The following is a 23,506-nucleotide window of genomic DNA, read 5'->3' on the forward strand; positions in this document are numbered from 1 at the left end:
TTGCGTATCCAGTAAATACACAGACGGCTCAACGCACGTTTCGTGTTTAACCGATGTAAGCCGTTCCAACGGTAGTGCGAACGCAATAGCACATGCATCATTCGATCATTGCACGCCCGTTTCCCCGGCTGCCGTCCCTCATCCGTCAAGCCAGGCCAAACGGCCGTCGCAACGAACTTCATCGTCAAGCTTGGTTGGACAAAGTCCTAAGATCATGTTCAAGACCAGGCCCTCTTCGCAAGCGTCCAGAGCATCACGAAACACTGAACCGAAATGGGATACCGAAAAATTTCACGCCGCCACAGTCGGCCAGGATTGGTGCAGTGGGATGAGCGAGGAGCAGGTAAACGTTCTTGTCGATTTCATGAACATCGCTATTGTAAAAAAAATGGACGAGTTTGGCGAAGCACTCCCGATTGCCATGTTCGGCGGTCGGCGCCGGGCTTTTGAGGCTGCCTGCGCCGTTTACCAGAGCGATATCGGCAATATCAATGAACCGATTAATGAACCGCATTCAGAAGGTAGGACTTGCCTGCATGAGATGGCGCAAAACATGCCCGAAATAAGTCAATGGCCAGAAACGGATTCGTCTACTGGTGCGATACTGCCGCCGGTGTCGTTGAAAGAGCGCTTCGAACGTGCGTTCACGCTTGGCGCGGATCCGCTTGTGGTTGCAAAAAATGGGCAAACCCCGATTGACGTCGCGGCGCAACACGGGAGTCTGGCGAAGTTTGTTCATGCCATGGGCGAGATGACGTCTGCGATCAATATTGATCGTATGCTTGAATGGACGAATGACCAAGGCCAGAACATCCTGTCCGTGGCAGCGCGCTATGAATATGATGCAATGGCTGAGATACGCAAAATCGTGGCACACAAATTCTGCGGTAATTTACGGCCTCAGCAATTCCTTGCAAAAGGACAGTCTTCCTTGTCCGCGCAGGAATCCGAGACCTTGAAGTTAGAAATAGAGCAGAATTGGGGCGAACCACTCGACGACAGACAATTGGCGGCACTGACTCACTACATGAATGTCGCCAAGAAAACAAGCGCATCCCGCCATGACGTCATCGATGCGCTCCCCGTCAGTCTGGCGGGTGGACATCGAGCAGAGTTTATTGCCGCGTACGAGGTATACGCCGCTGGTATTGGTGATATCAATGCTCGAAACGATGATGGCCACACGCCTTTGCACCAACTAGCTCTTCATCAGAATGCCACGACCGGTCGAACAAGCATCGCTCCCATTGCCCACGAATTGGCTGGCCCTGAGTGGGTGGGTGTAGAGGAGCGGCTTGCCGTTATGTTGGGTCTTGGGGCGGATCCCTTTTCGACTGAAAAAGGGAAGTTAACATCGCCTTATTTTTTTGCGAAAGCTTCCAAGTGCACGGAATTGGAACAACCCATGTCTAAAATGCACACGGCGTTGCGCACGCTGGCCGTTGCCCAAAATGGCGTGAACAGGGTAGCTATTAATCATGCGTCGTCCGCAGAGGCGGTAAATTTCCTTTGTGATCTGGATATTGAGGAAGCATCCGCATTTGCAGGATATGGATCTGCGACCGAAATAGCCGGCATAGCAATGCATCAAAGAGCATGGACGATAAGCCGCATAACCAATGATTTCAGACGGTTGATACGAAACAATCTCGATCTGCCCGGGTCAACTGGTTGGTGACTTTGGGAATCGTGACGACACTTGGATGATTGAATAACACGTGGACCAAGGCTGGCTTCTGCTCAGTTTCGGCAAACTGCACAGTCCGCGTTTTTCCAGTTTCTTGCCGGCTTGCAGCGGCCAGTGCGCATTGACCGTGCTTTTGGCATGGCTCAGCACCAGTTCGTCCGAACTCAAGTCCGTGCATAGCGAAGCAAATAATGCTGCGTCAGTTTGTCTTCTTTGCTTGAGACATAGTCTTTCACCATCGCTTTGTTTTTTCTCGACCTGGCTCTGATTGTTTCTCTCAGAAAAAACGATTCTTAATCTAAAACGCTTATGCCGCGCCTTCCTTCACGGCCGGCACTGCAACACCCAGCCCGCGTGCCGCTTCGCACAACTGAGCCCAGGTCGTGACGTCGACCGGAATGCCATTGGCGCTTCGCTCGCGCCGCCGCGCGGCTTCTGGCTCGCCCGGCACATAGATCTCATCGGTGCCCGCCTGACGCGGCGATTCCTTGACCCAGGCGACAAACGCATCGGCCTCCGCTTCCGCGGTTGCGGCATCGAACGCCGCCGGCGACACGATGATGGAAAGCATGCAATTAATGATTGCGCTGCTCTGTACCCGCGTATCGGCATGCGTCGTAAAGCCGCCGGACAAGGCGCCGGCAAAAATTTCACACATCGCGGCCAGACCATAGCCCTTGTACTCGCCGAAAGGGAGTAGCGAACCGCGCGGCGATTCATGCATGACCCCCGGATCGGTCGTCGCCGAGCCGCTGTGATCGATCACGCACCCCGCCGGTACCGGCTGCTGCCGGTTATAGGCGACGCGCGTTTTTCCATAGGCAATACGGCTGGTCGCAAAGTCGAGCACGATCGGATCTTTCCCGCGACGCGGAAATGCCGCGCAAAAAGGATTGGTGCCAATGCGCGCATCGATGCCGCCATAAGGCGCCACCAGAGGATCACCCGCCACATTGACGAAATGGACGGACACCAGTCCCTCGGCCGCACATTGCTCGGCCCAGTGGCCGATACGCCCGATGTGATGCGCGTTGCGCAGGCCTACCGCACAAATGCCCAGGCGCTTTGCACGCTCGATGCCAAGGGCCATCGCTTCTCTTGCAACGACCTGTCCGAAGCCCAGTCCGCCTTCCAGCGTGAGCACCGCGCCGGCGTCCCGTGCGATCTCCACATGCCGGTTCAGGCGCAACTCGCCTTCGCACAGTGAACGCAGATAGCGCGGAATCATGCCTACCCCATGCGAATCGTGGCCTGACAGATTCGCCATGACAAGATGGTCGGCCACCTGTGTAGCTTCCGTTTTTTCGCTGCCGGCCGCCTGCCAGATTGCTTGAACGAAACGGTGCAGGGCATCCGAAAAAATACGCACTTCCGGCAAGTGTTCAGCCGAGTCCATCAGTCTTCTCCTTACGGGTTCAGGTTTGCTATCGCACGTCGAACAAGCCTTGGGTGCGCCGACGCCGAATCAGACCGTAACACATCGATGGATGGTTTTATATCCTTGACAACCGCAATCGAAAGTGAAATTATTCGGTCTACTGGTATGACCAATTTACCACGAGGCACGGCGACCTGTACAGGCTGTGCGCAGCCGGAAGGTCCTATGCCGATACAGATTGTCGAGGCGCCGCGCTTGTACCGTCAGATCGCCGATCAGCTGCGCATGCTGATCCGCGACAACGAGTTCAAGCCGGGAAGCAAGCTGCCGACCGAGCGCGACCTCGCGCATCAGCTCGGCGTATCGAGGCCGCCTGTCAGGGAAGCACTGATTGCGCTGGAAGTCGAAGGCTGGATCGAAGTAAGAAAGGGATCAGGTGTCTATGTCTGCGATCGCCAGGTCGAGCGGGCAATCCAGCCTGAGCTGTTTACTGAAATGCATGGGCCGCTGGAACTGATCCGCGCCCGTATGGTGGTCGAAGGCGAGATTGCGGCATTGGCCGCACGCCTCATTCGCAAACCGCAGGTCGAGCGATTGGAAGAGGCGATTGATTTGATGCAGTCCGAAGCAGATGCGGGCAGCACACCAGTTGGTGCGGATCGGATGTTCCATTTGCGTCTGGCATCGATTGCAGGCAATAGCGCGCTCACCAGCGTCGTCGCTTTGCTGTTCGATGAACGGGACAGTCCGATCTCGGCCAGGCTCGGGGAGCATCTGGAAAATGAAAGCGGCTGGAATGCGGCGATCCGCGAACATCGGCAGATAGTGGATGCAGTCGCATCGCACGATCCCGCCAAGGCGCGGGCCGCCATGCAAAAGCACATGATTCGCGCACATCGGCGTTTCACGATGCGCATCGATTGAGGGCGCGTCCCGCGCGACCATTACCAGGGAGATGACTGTGACATTGTCTTGCAAGATACATGCCGCAAAGGACCTGCGCCTTGAAAGCGAAGGCGAAGCAGGGCTTGCTCCGCATGAGGTGGAAGTTGCATTAGGGGCTGCCGGCATCTGCGGCTCGGATCTGCATTACTATTTTCATGGCAGGGCCGGCGCGTTCGAAATTCGCGAACCGCTGACTCCCGGCCATGAAGCCGCCGGTGTCGTCCGCCGTACCGGAAGCGCGGTCAAAGGCGTTGCGCCAGGACAGAAGGTGGCGGTCAATCCTTCACATGCTTGTCATGTCTGCCGGTACTGCCGCGAGGGGCGGGAAAATCTTTGCAGCAGCATGCGCTTTCTCGGCAGCGCCAGCATTTATCCGCATGTGCAAGGCATGTTCAGGGAATCCTTCGTTGTCGCCGAGAGCCAGCTGACCCCGGTGAATGCGGATATTTCATTCGGTGAACTCGCCTTCGCCGAACCTCTCGCGGTGGCGCTGCATGCGGTCAACCGCAGCGGCCCGTTGCTGGGCAAGTCCGTGCTGGTGACTGGCGCCGGCACGATAGGTTGCCTGATCGTGATGGCGGCGCGCCTGGCTGGCGCAAAGGAAATCATTTCCTGCGACATTGCGGATCATCCTCTGCAGGTTGCGCGCCAGGCCGGCGCCACGCAAACGCTGCGCAGCGACCGTCTGACGGGAAAGGAGCTATCGGATATCGCCGACATATGCATCGAAGCCGCCGGCAGCAAAGAGGCGTTGGCGACCTGCCTGCAGGCGGCCAGACGCGGCGGGCGCATCGTGCAAGTCGGTACGCTGTCCGCCGAGGGTCTGCAGTTTCCGGCAAACAGTGTGATGGCGCGCGAACTGGATTATGTCGGCGCGTTCCGCTTCGGTGTGGAGTTCGACTGGGCCGTCAACTATCTGGTGTCGAAACGAATAGATGTGAAACCTTTGCTTACCGCACAGTTGCCCTTGCGCGACGCGGTGGCCGCATTCACGCTCGCCGCCGACAAGAGCCGAAGCACCAAGGTCCAATTGACCGGGGAGGCGGCCATCATGTGAAGCATCCTCACTTCCGACAGGCATAAGCCGAGCACAGCGCAGCCATCGTTATCGCGATTGTCTGCAATGTAGCCAGGCACCACCAATTCATGGTCCAACGCAGGAGACAACAATGACAATGCTCAAAAAAACCTTATTTGCAGTGATCGCTTCCACACTCGCTTTCAGCGTACATGCGCAGACCAAACTCAAATGGGCGCACGTATATGAAACATCGGAACCGTTTCACAAATGGTCGGTATGGGCCGCCGACGAAATCGGCAAACGCACCAACGGAAAATACAAGGTCGATGTCTTTCCTGCATCGCAGCTCGGCAAGGAGAACGATATCAACCAGGGCCTGGCGCTGGGGACCGTGGACATCATCATTTCAGGCTCAAGCTTTGCCAGTAAGTCCTATCCACCTATCGGCGTGACTTATTATCCGTATGTGTTCCGCGACGCGGATCATCTGATCAAGTACACGCTAAGCGATGTCTATCGCGATCTGACGAAAGGCTACGAAGACAAGACCGGCAACAAGATCATCGCGACCACTTATTACGGCGCGCGCCAGACCACGTCCAACCGTCCAATCGCAAAATGCGCGGATATGAAGGGTCTGAAGATCCGTGTTCCCGATGTGCCGGCATATTTGGCAATGCCGCGTGCATGCGGCGCAAACACGTCTCCGATCGCGTTTGCCGAAGTATACCTGGCACTCCAGAACGGCACGGTCGAGGCACAGGAGAATCCCCTGACCACGATCGAAGCCAAGAAATTCTATGAAGTGCAGAAGAACATCGTGTTGACCGCGCACATCGTCGATCATTTGAACACGGTGATCGCAGGAAAACTCTGGAAGCAGCTTTCCGAAGACGAGAAGAAAGTGTTCTCCGACGTGACGCGTGAAGCGGCGCAGCGCGCGAGTACCGATGTGGTGACGCGTGAGAAGGAACTCGTCGATGTATTCAAGCAAAAAGGCTTGAGCGTCACCGAAGTCAACCGCGATGAATTCAGGGATACGGTGCTCAAGAACGTGAAATTCGAAGACTTCGGCTACCGCAAGTCTGACTGGGAACGCATTCAGGCTGTCAAGTAAGGGAAAATCTTTCTAGAGCAGATTGCGTATCAGTGTATGGGTTCTCCCGCGTTGCCTGGGACGATTGCGGCGTTGCCAATGCTCGACAGGGAACAGCCCTGCCTGTGCTTGGCGCCTTGCACTCGCCTCCAGGAAACGCGGCAGACCGCTTCGCTACCCTCACACCGATACGCAATCTGCTCTAGGTTCGTCAAGACCGCTGTGGTATGCGTTCATGCGCATATCCGCAGCGCATTTCTCCTCTCAAATCAGAGGTCCCATGGAACAAGCTGTTAAGCATCCTGCCGTCAGCGCGGAGGAACTTGCCCGGAGTTTTGACGAAGCCGATCACATCGAGGCCGATCTATCCGATGTGTCGTCCGAAGACTGGATCACTCTCGGCATGTTCTGGGTCATGATTCTGCTGGTATTTCTGCAATTCTTTTCGCGCTATGCATTGAACGACTCGTATGCGTGGACCGAGGAACTGGCCACCTACTGCCTGATTGGCATTGTCTTTATTGGCGCATCGATGTGTATCCGACGGGACCGCCACATACAGGTCGATATCCTGTACCGCTATTTACCAGCCGCAGCCAGTCGTGTGCTGGCAACGATTGTAGACCTGATTCGGGTCGGCTTTATCGGCTACGTGACGCTGCTGGTATGGAAATATACCGAGATCGTCGGGGATGAACCGATGACGACGCTGAACTGGCCGAAGAACATTATTTACTGGGTCGCACTGGCCGGATTCGCGATGATGACCATACGCGCCGCCCAGATCACCTGGAAGAACTGGCGCCAGGGCTACTCGATTCTCGAACGGCCGGAAGCATACGACGGCACGGAGGCTTAAGCATGTGGGTACTGATTGGTTCTTTTCTCGGCCTGATGCTGATCGGCCTTCCGGTGGCGCTGGCAATGGTCGTCGCTTCGCTGCTCTACATTATCGTGAGCGGTTCCGTACCGGACGTTGTCGTCGCTCAACGCATGATTGCAGGCGTTGAAAGTTTTCCCTTGCTTGCGGTGCCGTTCTTCATCCTGGCGGGAAATCTGATGAATATCGCGGGCATTACCGGCCGCATCTACAACTTTGCTGTGGCGCTGGTGGGCTGGATGCGGGGCGGCCTCGGGCAGGTCAACATCATCGGCTCGGTGATTTTTTCCGGTATGTCGGGCACTGCGATTGCAGACGCGGCAGGACTGGGGACGATCGAGATCAAGGCAATGAAAGATCATGGATATTCGTCGGAATTCTCGGTCGGCGTGACCGCGGCGTCTGCGACCTTGGGTCCGATCATTCCGCCTTCGCTGCCTTTCGTCATTTACGGGATGATGGCCAACGTTTCCATCGGCTCGCTGTTTCTCGCGGGCCTGATCCCCGGTATCGTCATGACGCTGATGATGATGGCGACGGTTGCCTATATTGCCAGGAAAAACAACTGGGGCGGCGATTCGGCGTTCTCATGGATGCAGCTCGGTGCGGCCGGCATTGAAATCCTTGTCGTGCTGGCATTCCCACTCGCAGTATGGTTGCTGACGCGCGCCGGCATCTCGGTCAATATCGCTGTTGGCGGGGCGCTCATTATCCTGCTTCTGCTTGACTGGTACTTCGATTTTTCGGCGGTCATGGCCTTGATGGCGCCTGTCATCTTGATCGGCGGGATGACCATGGGATGGTTCACGCCGACCGAAGCGGCAATGGCCGCAGTGGCATGGGCACTGTTCCTGGGTCTCGTGCGCTACCGCTCGATGACTCTCCGGGCTCTGACAAAGGCAACTTTCGATACGATTGAAACCACAGCCAGCGTGCTGTTCATCGTGACGGCGGCATCGATCTTCGCGTGGCTGCTGACCACCAGCCAGGCGGCGCAGATGCTGGCGGATGCCATACTCGGCTTTACCCAGAACAAATGGGTATTCCTGTTGCTGGCAAATCTGCTCATCCTGATTGTAGGCTGCTTCATCGATACCATTGCGGCAATCACGATTCTGGTGCCTATCCTGTTGCCGATCGTGCTGAAGCTCGGGATCGACCCGATCCACTTCGGCTTGATCATGACGCTGAATCTGATGATAGGTCTGCTGCATCCTCCGCTGGGAATGGTCTTGTTCGTCCTTGCGCGCGTGGCGAAATTGTCGGTCGAAAGAACCACGGTGGCGATCCTGCCATGGCTGGTGCCGCTGTTCCTGGCGCTGATTGCAATCACGTATGTTCCGCAAATCACCCTATGGCTGCCTAACTTGGTTGGCATAGGGCGGTAGACTGCAGGCATACGGGTAACTGATAAAAAACGGCAGGAATTCCTGCTGTTTTTTCTTTTAGCTCAGGACCTGCAGCGGCAAGCCCCGAGCGATACCGCTACCAGTGCCACAAGGTGCCGTCATGCGCCAGACGGTTGACCGGCAGCGAAGCGGGCTTGTACGGATATCTTGCCGCAAGCTCTTCATCGATTTCCACGCCATGTCCCGGCGCTTCGCCCGGATGCAGGAAACCGTCTTCAAAGGTGTATGCATGCGGGAAGACGGCATCGGTTTCATTGGTGTGACGCATGTACTCCTGTATGCCGAAGTTGGGCACCCATAAATCGAAGTGAAGCGCGGCGCCCATGCATACCGGCGACAGGTCGGTCGCGCCATGCGATCCGGTGCGTACCTGATACAGGCTGGCAAAATCGGCGATGCGCCGCATCTGGGTAATGCCGCCCGCATGCACGACCGTCGTTCGGATGTAGTCGATCAGCTGCTGTTGGATCAGGTCCTTGCAATCCCAGATCGAATTGAAGATCTCGCCAACTGCCAATGGCGTCGTGGTGTGCTGCCGGATCAGGCGAAAGCTTTCCTGGTTTTCCGCCGGCGTCGCGTCCTCCATCCAGAACAGATGGTAAGGCTCAAGCGATTTGCCAAGTCGCGCCGCTTCGATCGGGGCCAGGCGGTGATGCACGTCATGCAGCAGATGGATGTCGGGCCCCACCGCTTCGCGTACCGCAGCAAACAGTTTTGGTGCATGCAGCAGATAGCGTTCGGTACTCCAGTCGTGTTCGGAGGGCAGCGAACTGTCCGCCGGTTCATAAAACATGGAGCCGCGTCCCACGCCATAGACCTTGTTGAGTCCGGGTACACCGGATTGCGCGCGGATCGCCTTGTAACCCAGTTCCTTGTAATGCAGGACTTGCTTCACGGTTTCATCGATATCGGCGCCATTCGCATGCCCGTACACCATGACGCCGGAACGGCTTCTCCCGCCAAGCAGCTGATACAGGGGCATGCCGGCCGCCTTTGCCTTGATATCCCATAGCGCCGTGTCGACTGCTGCGATCGCCGACATGGTGACCGGCCCGCGTCGCCAGTACGCACCGCGGTACAGGTATTGCCAGATATCTTCTATCTGGTGCGCATCACGCCTAATCAGGCAAGGGATTACATGATCAGCGAGATAGGATGCAACAGACAGTTCGCGTCCGTTCAGGGTGGCGTCGCCGATGCCGGTCAGGCCATCATCGGTAACGATTTTCAGGGTAACGAAATTGCGACCGGGACAGCAGACTATGACTTTGGCATCGATGATCTTCATTGCTTGTTCCAAAATGGATGTGCAGTGGATGGGTAGGGCGGATATATGAAACAGTGCGACTTGGGTCAGCGCCGCTCCGCATAAGCGGCGACGGTCGTACGGCTGCCGTAGCGTTGCAAATGATCGAGCGCGGCAATCAATTCATTCCTGAGTCGCTGGCTTTGCGGCAGATTGTCGCCGAACATCGACCGGATCGACAGGACCCGGTCGACGATGTCGGATGGATCGCTGCGCGCCATCTTTTCCAGTTGCCCCGCGATAGGGTCTTGCACCAGGATCGGTTTTCCCTGCTCATCTATGCCGCTGACATAGCGCATCCATGCCGCCAATCCCAGCGCGCCCAGCCGGATTGGACGCCCTGCAGCAAGGTTGTCGCGCAAAATGGACAGCAGGCGCTGCGGAAGCTTTTGCGAGCCGTCCATCGCGATCTGATAACAGCGATGCGGCAGCGAAGAGTTTGCGAAACGTTCAAGCAACTGCGCCTGGTAAGTATCAAGATCCTGCCCCGGTACGGGGGAAAGGGTCGGCGCCGCTTCCTCTTTCATGAAGCGCCGCACCAGTGTCGCGTAGGAGGGCGCGCGCATTGCCTGGTATATGTATTCATCACCGCCCAGATAGCCCAGATAGGCAAGCATGGAATTGCTGCTGTTGAGCAGGCGCAGCTTCATTTCCTCGAAGGGTTGCACGTCCGCGACGATTTGTGCTCCGCCTGCTTCCCACATCGGACGACCCGCGCCGAAGTTGTCCTGGATAACCCACTGCCGGAACGGCTCACCCCATACTGCCGCTCTGTCTTCGACGCCGAGCAGCTCGCGGACTTCCTGGAGCGTGGACGTTGTCGTCGCAGGCACGATGCGGTCTACCATGGTGTCGGGGAAACAGACGTTGGCGACAATCCATTGCGCCGTTACTTTGTCCACCGCTTCCGCGAACGCAAGGACGAGTCGCCGCAACACTTTTCCATTGTGTTGCAGGTTGTCGCAGCTCATCACGGTGAGCGGCTGTCCATGCGCGAGCCGTCGCGCATGCAGACCGGCGAACAGCGTTCCGACCGCGCTTGTCGGTGCTTCCGGCGCGCGCAAATCGTGTGCGATATCTGGATGTGAGAAATCCAGTGCGCGGGTAGCCGGCTCCAGGGTATAGCCTTTTTCGGTGACGGTGAGCGACACGATACGTGTCTCTGCCGAGCCGATCAGCGCGGGCAGGCGTCGCGGATCATCGGGTGTGTAAATCACCTCCCGCACGCAACCGATCACTCTGATGCTGGTGTCGGATTCGCCTTTCGTCAATACGGAATAGAGACCGTCCTGCGCGCGCAAAAGCGTGCCGGCGCTGGCTTGCCGCAAGCTCGCGCCGATGATGCCCCAGTCGCGCGAACCCGAGGCGAGCGCGATTTCGGTGTACAGCGCCTGATGTGCCCGATGAAATGCGCCGGAACCGAGATGGACGATGCCCGATCTCAAGGCCGCAGGATCGTAGCCGGGGCGGATTGCGGGGGCAAGCTTGGGCAAGGTGCGAAGCGAGAGCAGTTCCGGCATGGTTGCCTCATAAATAAATTGATAAAGTGGCCTTACCAATTTATCATATCGAACACTGGCCTTCAACTTTAAAGAATGGAGAAGACACATGCCTCGTCTGTCAAACAAGATTGCCCTCGTCACCGCAGCCGGTCAGGGTATCGGCCGCGCCACTGTTGAGGCCTTTGTGCGCGAAGGCGCACAGGTGATCGCCACCGACATCAACGAGGACTTGTTATCGACGCTCACGGGATGCACTACCCGACGTCTGGATGTCACTAACGCCGACGCCATCGCTGCACTGGGCAGGGAGTTCGGGCGCGTGGATGTGCTGTTCAATTGCGCGGGATATGTCGATCACGGCAATATTCTGGAATGCAATGAAGAAGCCTGGGACTTTTCGTTCGACCTGAATGTGCGCAGCATGTACCGCATGATGCGCACGTTTCTGCCGGCCATGATAGAAGGCGGCGGAGGATCCATCATCAATATCTCGTCGGCCGCATCCAGCATCAAGGGTGTGCCAAACCGCTTCGTGTATGGTGCGAGCAAAGCGGCTATCATCGGAATGACGAAATCGGTCGCCGCCGATTTTGTCACCAAAGGCATACGCTGCAATGCAATCTGCCCCGGTACGATCGAGTCGCCATCACTGCGCCAACGGATAGAAACTCAGGCGCGCAATAGCGGACAGAGTCTGGAAGCGGTTGAAGCGGCATTCGTTGCACGGCAGCCGCTGGGACGGGTAGGCAAGGCAAGCGAGATCGCGGCACTGGCCGTTTATCTCGCCTCCGACGAATCCGCATTCACGACGGGTACGACCCAGGTGATTGACGGCGGTTGGTCCAATTAAGATTTTTGACGAAGGAACAGATATGAAGTTGATGCGATACGGGAAAAAAGGCAACGAGAAACCGGCAGCACTGGATGCGAACGGACAGGTGTGCGACCTGTCGTCGGTCATTTCGGATATCGACGCAAGCAGTCTCTCGCCAACTGGCTTGGCCAAGCTGGCTGAGGTCGATCTGAATCGCCTGCCGATCGTCACCGACGTGGGCCGCATCGCGCCGCCCTATGCGGGGATGGGCAAGTTCATTTGCGTTGGTTTGAACTATGCCGACCATGCCGCGGAATCGAATCTGCCTGTACCGCCGGAACCGGTGCTGTTCATGAAAGCGGCCAGCGCATTGATCGGCTGTAACGATCCGGTTGTACTGCCGCAGGGCTCGGTGAAGACCGACTGGGAAGTCGAACTGGGTGTCGTGATCGGCACCAAGGCGCGCTACGTAAGCGAAGATACTGCGCTGGATCATGTTGCCGGATACTGCGTGGTGAACGACATCTCCGAGCGCGAATATCAGATCGAACGCGCAGGCCAGTGGGACAAGGGCAAGGGCTGCGATACCTTCGGACCGGTCGGCCCCTGGCTGGTCACGCGCGACGAAGTACCCGATCCGCAAAACCTGGACATGTGGCTGGAAGTAAACGGCAAGCGCTTTCAGAACGGCAGCACCCGCACCATGGTCTACAAGGTTGCCCACCTGGTCAGCTACATCAGCCGCTTCATGACACTCTATCCAGGAGATATCATCAGCACCGGAACGCCGCCGGGCGTCGGCATGGGACAAAAGCCGTTACCGATTTATCTCAAGGCCGGTGATGTCATGCGACTGGGAATAGCGGGTCTGGGCGAACAGCGGCAGACAGTGCATGAATGGAATCCGTCGCTGATCGACGACTGACAGGCATACCTCTCTGCAGCGAGGCGTGGGGACGATCCGGCAGTGGTTGCCACGTCGCCGATATCTTCACGCCGTATCGTAAGGCGCCCTGTTTGCAGTGGCCGTGGCGCGGATTGCGGCGAACGTCCCCGTTCCCAGCCAGCGCCAGAGATCTTCGGCATCGTGCGATGGACCTTCCACGCGCAACTCCCTGGCCTGCAACACTTCCTTCGGCGTTCGGTCGCCCATCCATACTTCGGTCAGTGCGCGTACGCTCGATCGCACGATCAGGATCGGATCGCGCCCAGGGTCGTCGCGACACAAGTCGGCGGTGCCGTTGTCGACAATCAGCCACCACATTTTCTCGCCGGTGCGTGCATCATGGAACAGGAACTGGATGACAACCGGGCGTGGCGGGAATTCCGCAATACGTACCGAACGCCGTATATCCCACATCAGTAAAGAGGCATCCAGTTCATTGTCGCGCAGGCGGCTGCCCATCCAGCGTGCGCCCCAAGTCCCGAGGGCCATGATGATGGGCCTTAACTCATCGCCGGCTTCGGTCAGGCTGTATTCCCAGACCTTGCCGACAGCCGTGCGGCGTATTACCCCGATTTCTTCCAGATGGCGCAAGCGCTGCGACAGCAAACTGGTGGACATGCGCGGCACGCCCCGATGCAAGTCATTGAAGCGCCTGCTTCCCAGCAGCAATTCGCGCACGACGAGTGGCGTCCAGCGTTCGCACAATGCTTCGGCGCCGCGCGCCACCGTACAGAACTGACCATAGCTTTCATCCATGAAAGCCTCCGCAGACTAAACGCTTCAGATTCTGGACTGGACGTACTTGCGGGTCAAGCGCAGTCTAAGCAAATCCTGACCGGAGACAGGAAGCGATGGAACAAGTGCATTAGTTGAAAGTAATGTTGGTAGTTATTACGCACTGCCTGATCGCAATGCCCAACTTTTCAATTCAAGGAGTAATGAACATGACTGCGATGACCCCCGAGATGGAAGCGTTGAAAACACGCCTCAAAGCAACATGGATGTCAGGTGACTATGGCCATTTTGCCAAATACCTGGAGCCCGGCGCGCTGGACTTCCTGAAACGTCTGGAACTGACGCCGGGTACGCGCATGCTCGACGTCGCTTGCGGTGCAGGACAGATCGCCATTCCGGCGGCGCGTGCCGGCGTCGAGGTAACGGGCGTCGATATTGCATCCAATCTGATCGAGCAAGCGAGGACGCGCGCCAAGGAGGAAGGCGTCGACGCGCAGTTCGACGAAGGCGATGCCGAAATGCTGGCGTATCCGGATGCGAGCTTCGACGTGGTGGTCAGCTTGATCGGCGCCATGTTCGCACCGCGTCCTGAACATGTTGCGGCCGAACTCATCCGTGTTTGCCGTCCGGGCGGCCGCATCGTCATGGCCAACTGGACGCCGGAAGGCCACGTCGGTCAAATGTTCAAGACCATAGGCAAGCATGTGCCCCCGCCTGCCTTGATGGCGCCTCCTGTGAAATGGGGCGATGAAGCAACTGTTCGAGAGCGCCTGGGGCAGGGCACCACCGGTGTGCATACCAACAAGCGCATGTATCCGATGGTTTATCCTTTTCCGCCGGCCGATGTGGTGGAATTCTTCTTCAAGTATTACGGGCCGACAAATCGCGCACTGGCTGCGCTTGACACCGATGGCCAAGCCGCATTGCGCGAAGATCTGGTGCGTCTGTGGACAGCCAACAATCATGCGAGCGATGGTACGACAGCCGTTGATTCGGAATATCTTGAAGTGATGGCGATCCGTGGTTAGGAAGGGCGACTGTGATCGCAATAAAAAAAACGCCCTTCACAAGGAAGGGCGAAAGGGAGGGACGAGCTCCCGGAGGTAATCTGTTGAGCGTTCGCCTCATCAAGCGCACGATGAATGGCTTTGTTCGCTTGATGCCATCGGCTTGGCGCCGCTATGCGTTGCCTTGATGACGGAACGCTTTATTCACTTCCCAATTGATCAGGCTGATGTATGGATTATTCCGACCCTATCGGCAAAAAATAAGGATCGCGCATGCGATATCCGGAGTTTGGTTCGGTGGTGGCAAGTTCTTCCGCCGACACCCCTGCAATACTGGCGGCAGTCGATGACGGCCACACAATACGCATCAGATTGGTTGACCCGGGTACGCCAAACGGCGTGCCGGCGACAACCACTAGCGGCAACATCGGTACGCTAAAGCCATGCTGTGCGGCTGCTCGAACCGCGTTATCGACCATTTCTTCGATACTGCCCACATCGGGCGCACAGACCGAATGAACACCCCATACCAAGGCAAGGCGCCGCGAAACATGAAGGTTCGGCGTCAGGCTCAGGATCGGTGTTCGCGGGCGTTCATGCGCGACGCGCAATGTCGTCGCTCCTGAGGAGGTATAAGTAACGGTAGCGACTACCGGAAGAATATCCGCTACGGTGCGAATCGCCGCGCAGATCGCATCGGTCGCACTTTCGTTCTTTCGATGGATGACCGCATTCATCATCGTGCGTTGCAGCGGGTCGCTTTCAATCGATGTAATGATCCTGTCCATCATCCGGACTGCTTCCACCGGATAGGCCCCGGATGCAGACTCGGCGGACAGCATTACCGCATCGGCACCGTCGTACACCGCTGTTGCCACATCACTTGCTTCCGCTCGTGTCGGTGTAGGCGCGGCAATCATCGACTCGAGCATTTGAGTGGCCACTACCACCGGTTTTCCCGCTTCCCGGCATGCGCGAACAATTCGCTTTTGCAGTACGGGTACCAGCTCCGCCGGCAACTCGACCCCCAGGTCACCCCGCGCTACCATGACGCCGTCCGCCTGTTCGACAATGGCATCGAGGGAATCGATCGCAGACGGTTTTTCTAGTTTTGCCATTACCGCCGCGCGTCCGGCAACGATGGTTTTCAATTCAATCACGTCCTCGGGACACTGTACAAATGATAGTGCGATCCAGTCCACTCCAAGTTCGAGGCCGAATTCGAGGTCTGCCTTATCCTTTTCCGTCAATGCAGACAACGGCAAAATCGTTCCAGGAACGTTGACGCCTTTGCGGTCAGAGACCGTACCGGAATTGACTACAACGGTTTCAGCATAGTTTGAGCCACAGGAGACGATACGCAGCCTTACTTTGCCATCGTCGATAAGCAATTCATGTCCCGGCTGAACCGCAGCGAAAATTTCCGGATGCAAGAGCGGTGCACGATCTTTATTGCCAGGAGTCGGATCGAGATCAAGCCGGAACGATTGACCTGCTTTGAGTGTTTCTTTTCCGGCGGCGAACGTGCCAAGCCTAAGCTTAGGGCCCTGCAAGTCGAGCAAAATTCCTATAGGGCGGCTGGACTCTTTCTCGAGACTGCGGATCGCTTGATATCGGCTGCGATGATCTGCATATGAGCCGTGGCTGAAGTTCAACCGGAAAATATCCGCACCGTTTTCATACAGCTCACGGATGATTTCCGGTGTCGAACTGGCAGGACCGAGGGTCGCCAGGATTTTCGTATTACGTTTGCGGCGTACGCCAATTCTGGTATTCATTAATGCCCCTCCATTAAACTTGGATTCGGTTAAGCAGGTATGCAACCGTCGTTTTAAAAACTATAGATGCTGGACATCAATCAGGCCAATCGTAATTCCTTATTCCTTGCATCACTCTTTCTTATTCGTCGATCATGGCCCGCATTGTCACGATGTCTTTTGATCGGATGAAGGCAATCGTGTCCTGCGAATAAGAGCAACTCGAGCTCACTTAAGCCGCAAGTAAGCGGAACGCAAGCGTTCAAGTTCTTCATCGACATGGCGAGTGAAAGCCCGCAAGCCGTGTTGCGTCGACTGAACAGTTTTCGTATGGATGTGAGGCTGGTAAAGCGGCGTGCTACTTAGGAACGTGCACGAAATAATTTCCCGATTTGGTTCACGTCTGACGGGCGCGCTGCAGCGTTGCTCGGCGTCGCCATAGCTCGCTATGACTCCTTCTCGCGCCCCTCGGCGGGCCCCTTGCATCGCATCCCGTCGGACGCGTCCAAATCGGTAACTTATTCCGTACACATTCCTTAGTAACGTGGCTTTATGTAATGCCCAGCCAAGCATTCAGTCAGCAACTGATGATGGCACCATGGCGGACGACCGTCTCGGTTTACAGGAGGTGGTGTCGCAGACGGCGATTTATGTCGCCCCGGAATTGCCTGCCGTTGATCCAACATTCCAGGCTGACTATCACCGGCCGCTGTTGTACATGGAACTTCGGTACAGTCCGGCTGCGCTATCGAGAGTTTTTTACGATAGCGCAGCACAAACCTATTGCTGCAGATAGCCACGCACTTCAGCCCCGATCATGATTGTGTCGACCGGGACAACATCAACATGCAGTCTGATAAACTGCGCTTTGATCTGCGAACCATCCGGCCGAGTGAAGCCGATGGTTCGAATGCGGTCTATCATTCTTTACGCCCTCGGCGCATGCCGGGACTAAACCGCCAGATAGCGGATCTGGGTTGCATCCACGCCGAGACGCACTGCGGCCGATTCCGCGAATGGCGTCATTCCAGAAAAATGCGCCTGATCGGCTGTAACAAGCGAATCGCCGACCCGCACCCGATAACGTGTGAACTCTCCCAAAAACTCGGTATGCTCGACCGCGCCGTTCAACCATAGATAAGCACCATCGCGCACGCTGTCGCCAACCTGCATCTTGACCGTATGCGGTCTGAAGCTGATCGCCATTTTCCCTGCGCGAACGTCCGGATGCTTGGGAAGAGTGATGTCGCCGATACCCTGTGCCCGGAAGCGGACCGTGTCACCGTTAATCTGATCGATTTCACCGGCCAGCAGATTGGTTGTTCCTACAAAATTGGCAACAAAGGGATTGGCGGGATAGTCAAACAATGCTGCCGGGGTGCCGAGCTGTTGCACGATGCCCTTGTCCATGACCGCCATCCGGTCAGCCGTTGTCATGGCCTCTTCCTGATCATGTGTCACGAAAACGGTCGTGATACCCAGCGTACGTTGCAGCGAACGCAATTCCTCCCGCATCTGTACACGCAACTTCTTGTCGAGGTTGGACAGCGGCTCGTCCAGCAATAAGACTTGAGGTTCAATGACAATCGTACGGGCCAAGGCAACGCGCTGTTGCTGGCCACCGGATAGCTGGTTGGGCCGTCGATTGGCGTACTGGGCAAGGCCGACCAGCTCAAGCGCCGCGCCAACCTTTTGCTTGACGGTTGCCTTGTCTACTCGCCTCTCGACCAGGCCGAAGGCGACATTGTCCCAGATGGTCATGTGCGGCCACAGGGCATAGCTCTGGAACACCATGCCGATATTTCGTGCGTAAGGCGGCACGCCGGTGATGTCCTTGCCGTCGACCAGCAATTGCCCGCGTTGATGCTGGTTGAATCCGGCAATCAGGCGCAGCAATGTCGACTTTCCGGAACCCGACGGACCAAGAAGCGCGAAGAATTCGCCCGGCTCGATGCGTAGAGTGATGTCTTTCAGGACTTCGGTCTTGCCACCATCGTATGACAGTCCGATGTTCTTGCATTCGACGGCAATTTTTTTCAGCTGTTTCATGATGTCACCTTTGCTTCGTTGGTTCCGATTACACCGGCAAACGCTGCCGGACGTACGTTCTTGGTTTCTGTCTCTAACTGTGCCGGCGGTTCGTCCTCATCGACCTGCCTGGATCTGGTGAGCGCCGATGTCCTTTCGACGAAGACATGAGAGGCATAGGTACCCAGCGCAACGATGAGCACTGCGAGAACGCCCATTGCCGCTCCCGGTCCGCGGCCGGCGACACTTTGCATGTACAGATAGATGCCATAGCTCATCGGCGCTTGCGACTCCGAAGTAGTCAGCAGAATGGTGGCCGACAGCTCTACCGCAGCGGTAATGAAGCTGGTTACGAAGCCGGCAAGGATGCCGCCGGCCATCAGCGGCACGACAATGCGCCGGATCGCGCTGGCCTTGGTGGCACCCAGGCTTTCCGCGGCCTCTTCCAGACTGATGTTGACCTGTTGCAGCGCTGCCATGCAGGACCGGAGCGCGTATGGCAACCGGCGAACCGCGTAGGCAATCATGATCAGGACCCAGGTCTGTGTAAAGAGCGTGTCGGTGAACGGTATCGTGACGTCCTTGAACAGACGCAGATAGCCAATTGCGAGCACCACGCCAGGGATCGCCATTGCGGCACTGGCCAGGTAATCAAGCCATTGGCGGCCAGGCAGCTTGGTGCGCAGGATCAGGTAGGCGATCGCGGTTCCCAGCACGACGTCGATCAGCGCGGCCAAGCCACAGTACAGCAGGGTGTTGCTTACCATTCCACCGGCATTGGACGCTACGGATGCATAGTGCTGCAGGGTATAGGCATCAGGCACCACGGAGAAGCTCCAGACGCTGGCAAGCGACAGAAGCAGGATGCCGATATGCGGCGACAGGACCACGAGCAGAACGACGCCGATCCAGCCATAGGCGACGAAGGCCTGTGCCGTTGTGAGCTTGCGTCGCTGGATCGAGTTGCCGCCTTTTTGAGTGGTCGAGTAATCCTTGCCTTTCAATACGAGGGCGGAAAGCCAAAGCGCACCGATCGAAAAGCCGATCATGATGAACGAGATGACATAGCCCAGCGGATCATCAAGGCCGACCGATGTAATACGCAGGTAAGCCTGGGGAGCGAGCATATTGGTCGTTCCAAGCACCAGCGGCGTACCAAGGTCGTCGAATACCTTGACGAACACCAGGGCCGCACCAGCGACGAATCCAGGCATTGCGAGCGGGAATATCACACGGCGGAACAGACGAAAACCTCTGGATCCGAGATTGAGCGCGCTTTCTTCCATCGCGCCGTCAATATTCCTTAACGATACCGTCAAGTTCATCAAAACGAAGGGGAAGTAATGGATGCTCTCAACGAACACGACGGCCGTCAGCCCTTCCATCACAGGAATCTTGAAACCGAACCATTCGCTCAACAACAGGTTGATGCTGCCGTTCTCGCCAAAAATCAGTTGCAGCGCAACGGCGCCAACGAAGGGCGGCATAATCAGAGGTAATACGCCAAGCGTCTGGATCAATATCGATCCACGGAAGTCAAAGCGCACCGTGAAATAGGCGAGCGGTATCGCGATCATCGACGCGAAAAACACCGATAGCACGGAGACGATGACGCTGTTTGCAAACGATTCTCTCAACAATGACTGTTCAAAGAACGACACGAAGTGATGAAGTGTGAAATGCCCGTCCGTACCGAACGCGGACAGCACCACGGTTCCGACCGGAAGGATCAGGAACACGAACAGTGCCGCCAGTATGGCGAGCGCTATTAAAGTTGGCACTAAAGGTAATCGAAGTTTCATGATGAGCCCTTCCCACCGTGGCGACAGCGAGAATATCTGAATGAAGAATTGCGGTTTTTAAAGGAAAGGGGTTGGCCCTTTCCTTCTCCTGGCGCCGTCTGCTTATTTAATCGCGGCGCTTGCCTGCTGGGCTAGCTCAAGAGCCTTGGCGTAATTTGCCTTGGCTTTGGAGTTCCACTGATCTTCGAGGTTCGCAAGCTGCTTGTCGGCGAATTCGCCCATGCCCTTCTTCGAGACGCTCTTGGAGAACAGGTCGAGGAATGCCGGCTTCTTGAGCAAGGCTTCGTCAACTACCGGACTGTAGGCCAACTCGCGCGCCTGCTTGATCAGTTCCGCCGCCTGCGGATTCGGCTTGGCGGCCAGTTTCTGTTCTGCCTCGTGAATTGCCTTGGTGGTCGCCTGCAACTCTTTGTGACGGAAAGTGATCGTCTGGTCAAACATCGAAGTCACTACGTGATAACGAACTTGTGCAAGATCTGAGTTGAACTGCACCTTCGATTTCTTTGCAACGTCGAAGATATTGGGATAACCGGCAGGCACCTTGCCTTGCAACTTATCGTAAGAGACGATAGGCATACGCGAGATCTTCGGGTCGAGCAGTAATGCCTGTCCTTCATTGGACAGGGAAAAGGCCATGAACTTGCTTGCATCGGTCGGGTTTTTCGCACCGTTGATCAACCCGATGCTGGCAGGTACGACTGAGGTCACTGTTGGATAGGCGAACTCAACCGGGAAGCCGCTGTATTTACCGGCCAGACCGAAAAAGTCGATGACCATGCCGATACCGAATTGTCCGCTGTTGACGCCATCAGGCACGCCAAACGACCTTTCGGTAATCGCTTTGCAGTTGCCGGCAATTTCGATCAGCTGCATCCATCCCTTGTCCCAGCCCTCTCCCTGCAGCATGGTTTCGACGGTCAAGTGTGTCGTGCCGGAGCGCGACGGGGCACTCACTGCAACGTGACCGAAGTAGATGCCCTTGGTCAGATCGCTCCATTCTGCCGGAGCCGGCAACTTGTTCGCCTTCAGGTAACGGGTATTCCACATCAAACCATATCCCGACAATGCCTGGCCATAATACAGTCCGTCCGGATCGTTCATCGGATAATTGCCAATCTTTTCCGGTGCGGCGCTATTCTTGATGTCCCCTGCCTTGGACAGCAGCTTTTCACGTGACAGGACTTCAAATGCATCCGGTGCCGAAGCCCAGAAGATATCGGCGCGCTGCCCAGCCGATGCTTCCTTGATGAAGGCCAGCGAGGCAGTCGTATTCTTGTTCAAGACCTCGACTTTAATGTCCGGATACTTTTGTTCGAACGCTTTCTTGTAAGTGTCGGTGATCTCTTTCGGGAAGGAGGTAATGATGGTAATCGGCGCCGCGCTGGCATTGGCAAAGGCTGCGGACAATAACGAAACGATTAAAGCGCGTTTGAATGTAAATTCCATGTCTTCTCCAATATCTTGATGGTTTCTTTAACGGCCTTCACCTGATTGAAAGCGGTTGATTGCAATATAGCGATTTAAAAAAGCAAACTCCAATCACAATTTTTGATACAGGGGAATTAAATCTCTTATGGTGCACGGCACAAGACGTGTAAGACGCCTTCCTACTACCTTAAGTTATAGAATGCGCTGCGGCCCGGATATGACGCGATGTTGCCCAGGTCTTCTTCGATGCGCAGCAACTGGTTGTACTTGGCCATGCGGTCCGAACGCGACATCGAACCCGTCTTGATCTGCAAGGCATTGGTGCCCACTGCGATATCGGCAATCGTCGCATCCTCGGTCTCGCCCGAGCGGTGCGAAATCACTGCGGTGTAGCCCGCGCGCTTGGCCATCTCGATCGCGGCAAAGGTTTCGGTCAAGGTGCCGATCTGGTTGATTTTGATCAGGATGGAATTGGCAATGTTCTTTTGGATGCCTTCGCGCAGGATCTTGGTATTGGTGACAAACAAATCGTCGCCGACCAGCTGCACCTTCTTGCCCAGCGCATTGGTCAAGGTCGCCCAGCCTTCCCAGTCGTTTTCCGCCATGCCATCCTCGATCGAAATGATCGGGTATTTGTCGCACCAGGTCGCCAAGAGGTTGGTAAAGTCGGCCGACGACAGCGACAGCCCTTCGCCATGCAGCTGGTACTTGCCATCCTTGTAAAACTCAGAGGCGGCGCAATCCAGACCCAGGGCGATTTGCGTGCCCGGCTCGTAGCCGGCTTGCTCAATGGCTTGCAAAATCAGCTTGATCGCGGCTTCATGGTTGTCGACCGAGGGCGCGAAACCGCCTTCGTCACCGACGGCCGTGGTCAGCTTCTTGTCGTGCAGGATCTTCTTCAGCGTGTGGAACACTTCGGCGCCATAACGGATCGCTTCGCGGAAGCTCGGTGCGCCTACCGGGATGATCATGAACTCTTGCAAGTCGAGATTGTTGTCGGCATGGGCGCCGCCATTGATGACGTTCATCATCGGCACCGGCATTTGCATCGCGGCCGAACCGCCGAAATAGCGGTACAGCGGCAAGCCGGATTCTTCGGCGGCGGCCTTTGCGACAGCCATGGAAACAGCCAGCGTGGCGTTGGCACCGAGGCGGGCCTTGTTGTCAGTGCCGTCCAGATCGATCAGGGTGCGGTCGAGGAAGGCCTGCTCATTGGCATCCAGGCCCATGATGGCTTCGGAGATTTCGGTATTGATGTTCTCGCAGGCCTTGAGCACGCCCTTGCCCAGATAGCGGCTCTTGTCGCCGTCGCGCAGTTCGATCGCTTCGCGCGAACCGGTGGAAGCGCCCGACGGTACCGCGGCGCGGCCCATGACGCCGGACTCCAGCAAGACGTCGCATTCCACAGTGGGGTTGCCGCGCGAATCGATCACTTCGCGGCCGATGATGTCTACGATGGCACTCATGCAGGTCACTCCATAAAATAGGTAAAGAGAATGCGGGACGGGCTTGTCGTCGATGGCACCCGGAGCCGCCTGCACTATAAATGCCGGAAATAAATCGATCTAATCGAGATTTGTTATCTCCTGCATCATTGTTTCTTATGTGCGGCCTAATCCATGGCTGAGAGCTTGATATTCTGCAAACCTTATTTGCATGAATGCGCTTTTTAATCACTTCGCACACATCAGGACACCCTCATAAAGTTATTCGGCCTTTTTCATCACGTTTTCTGATTGGCATTTAAAAGCACCGGATCTTATAT

At 56.5% G+C, this 23,506-nt stretch carries 18 protein-coding genes; 9 read left to right on the forward strand and 9 right to left on the reverse strand.

Going from position 1 to position 23,506, the window contains the following annotated elements:
• The first annotated feature begins 328 nt into the window (after positions 1-328).
• Positions 329-1,678: a hypothetical protein gene (locus D3871_RS27195; protein ID WP_119772196.1), complete on the forward strand. Its 1,350-nt coding sequence runs from the start codon at positions 329-331 to the stop codon at positions 1,676-1,678.
• A 316-nt stretch (positions 1,679-1,994) separates the two neighbouring features.
• Here D3871_RS27195 and D3871_RS27200 read toward each other — a convergent pair whose 3' ends face one another.
• Positions 1,995-3,083 (reverse strand): malate/lactate/ureidoglycolate dehydrogenase, encoded by a 1,089-nt coding sequence (locus D3871_RS27200; protein ID WP_119772197.1) that lies wholly within the window; start codon positions 3,081-3,083, stop codon positions 1,995-1,997.
• Between the two features lie 207 nt (positions 3,084-3,290).
• On the opposite strand from D3871_RS27200, the gene D3871_RS27205 reads away from it, so the two are divergent.
• The 5 genes from D3871_RS27205 (at position 3,291) to D3871_RS27225 (ending at position 8,395) form a co-directional block, all read left to right on the forward strand.
• Positions 3,291-3,989, forward strand: a complete 699-nt coding sequence (locus tag D3871_RS27205; protein ID WP_119772198.1) for a FadR/GntR family transcriptional regulator — start codon at positions 3,291-3,293, stop codon at positions 3,987-3,989.
• 37 nt (positions 3,990-4,026) lie between these two features.
• Positions 4,027-5,067 carry an L-idonate 5-dehydrogenase gene (locus D3871_RS27210; protein WP_233575832.1) on the forward strand — a complete coding sequence of 347 codons (1,041 nt, stop codon included), beginning with the start codon at positions 4,027-4,029 and terminating at the stop codon, positions 5,065-5,067.
• A 112-nt stretch (positions 5,068-5,179) separates the two neighbouring features.
• Complete coding sequence (locus tag D3871_RS27215; protein ID WP_119772200.1) at positions 5,180-6,148, forward strand: sialic acid TRAP transporter substrate-binding protein SiaP; 969 nt, start codon at positions 5,180-5,182, stop codon at positions 6,146-6,148.
• Between the two features lie 259 nt (positions 6,149-6,407).
• Positions 6,408-6,986: a TRAP transporter small permease gene (locus tag D3871_RS27220; protein WP_119772201.1), complete on the forward strand. Its 579-nt coding sequence runs from the start codon at positions 6,408-6,410 to the stop codon at positions 6,984-6,986.
• A 2-nt stretch (positions 6,987-6,988) separates the two neighbouring features.
• Positions 6,989-8,395, forward strand: a complete 1,407-nt coding sequence (locus tag D3871_RS27225; protein ID WP_119772202.1) for a TRAP transporter large permease — start codon at positions 6,989-6,991, stop codon at positions 8,393-8,395.
• A 97-nt stretch (positions 8,396-8,492) separates the two neighbouring features.
• On the opposite strand, the gene manD is transcribed toward D3871_RS27225, so the two are convergent.
• Together manD and D3871_RS27235 are read right to left on the reverse strand one after the other, a co-directional pair.
• The gene (manD, locus tag D3871_RS27230; protein ID WP_119772203.1) at positions 8,493-9,704 is read right to left on the reverse strand and encodes a D-mannonate dehydratase ManD; all 1,212 of its coding nucleotides are present in this window, start codon (positions 9,702-9,704) and stop codon (positions 8,493-8,495) included.
• 65 nt (positions 9,705-9,769) lie between these two features.
• A complete protein-coding gene (locus D3871_RS27235; protein WP_119772204.1) occupies positions 9,770-11,242 on the reverse strand; it encodes a mannitol dehydrogenase family protein in 1,473 nt (490 codons plus the stop codon).
• Between the two features lie 88 nt (positions 11,243-11,330).
• On the opposite strand from D3871_RS27235, the gene D3871_RS27240 reads away from it, so the two are divergent.
• A complete protein-coding gene (locus D3871_RS27240; RefSeq protein WP_119772205.1) occupies positions 11,331-12,074 on the forward strand; it encodes an SDR family oxidoreductase in 744 nt (247 codons plus the stop codon).
• 22 nt (positions 12,075-12,096) lie between these two features.
• The gene (locus tag D3871_RS27245) at positions 12,097-12,963 is read left to right on the forward strand and encodes a fumarylacetoacetate hydrolase family protein (RefSeq protein WP_119772206.1); all 867 of its coding nucleotides are present in this window, start codon (positions 12,097-12,099) and stop codon (positions 12,961-12,963) included.
• Positions 12,964-13,029: 66 nt separating this feature from the next.
• Here D3871_RS27245 and D3871_RS27250 read toward each other — a convergent pair whose 3' ends face one another.
• Positions 13,030-13,740, reverse strand: coding sequence for a winged helix-turn-helix transcriptional regulator (locus D3871_RS27250; RefSeq protein WP_119772207.1), 711 nt, complete (start codon positions 13,738-13,740; stop codon positions 13,030-13,032).
• 188 nt (positions 13,741-13,928) lie between these two features.
• Here D3871_RS27250 and D3871_RS27255 point away from each other — a divergent pair, with 188 nt between their 5' ends.
• The gene (locus tag D3871_RS27255) at positions 13,929-14,747 is read left to right on the forward strand and encodes a class I SAM-dependent methyltransferase (RefSeq protein ID WP_233575833.1); all 819 of its coding nucleotides are present in this window, start codon (positions 13,929-13,931) and stop codon (positions 14,745-14,747) included.
• Between the two features lie 215 nt (positions 14,748-14,962).
• Here D3871_RS27255 and pyk read toward each other — a convergent pair whose 3' ends face one another.
• From pyk to eno, 5 genes are all read right to left on the reverse strand, one after another.
• Positions 14,963-16,504 (reverse strand): pyruvate kinase, encoded by a 1,542-nt coding sequence (gene pyk, locus D3871_RS27260; RefSeq protein WP_119772208.1) that lies wholly within the window; start codon positions 16,502-16,504, stop codon positions 14,963-14,965.
• 930 nt (positions 16,505-17,434) lie between these two features.
• Complete coding sequence (locus tag D3871_RS27265; protein ID WP_199724974.1) at positions 17,435-18,523, reverse strand: ABC transporter ATP-binding protein; 1,089 nt, start codon at positions 18,521-18,523, stop codon at positions 17,435-17,437.
• 5 nt (positions 18,524-18,528) lie between these two features.
• Entirely contained in the window at positions 18,529-20,313 is a 1,785-nt protein-coding gene (locus D3871_RS27270) for an ABC transporter permease (protein ID WP_119772210.1), read from the reverse strand.
• 102 nt (positions 20,314-20,415) lie between these two features.
• Positions 20,416-21,759 (reverse strand): ABC transporter substrate-binding protein, encoded by a 1,344-nt coding sequence (locus D3871_RS27275; RefSeq protein ID WP_119772211.1) that lies wholly within the window; start codon positions 21,757-21,759, stop codon positions 20,416-20,418.
• Between the two features lie 164 nt (positions 21,760-21,923).
• The gene (eno, locus tag D3871_RS27280; RefSeq protein WP_119772212.1) at positions 21,924-23,207 is read right to left on the reverse strand and encodes a phosphopyruvate hydratase; all 1,284 of its coding nucleotides are present in this window, start codon (positions 23,205-23,207) and stop codon (positions 21,924-21,926) included.
• Positions 23,208-23,506: the final 299 nt, after the last annotated feature.

This window comes from Noviherbaspirillum saxi (genome assembly GCF_003591035.1).
Classification (GTDB): Bacteria; Pseudomonadota; Gammaproteobacteria; order Burkholderiales; family Burkholderiaceae_D; genus Noviherbaspirillum; species Noviherbaspirillum saxi.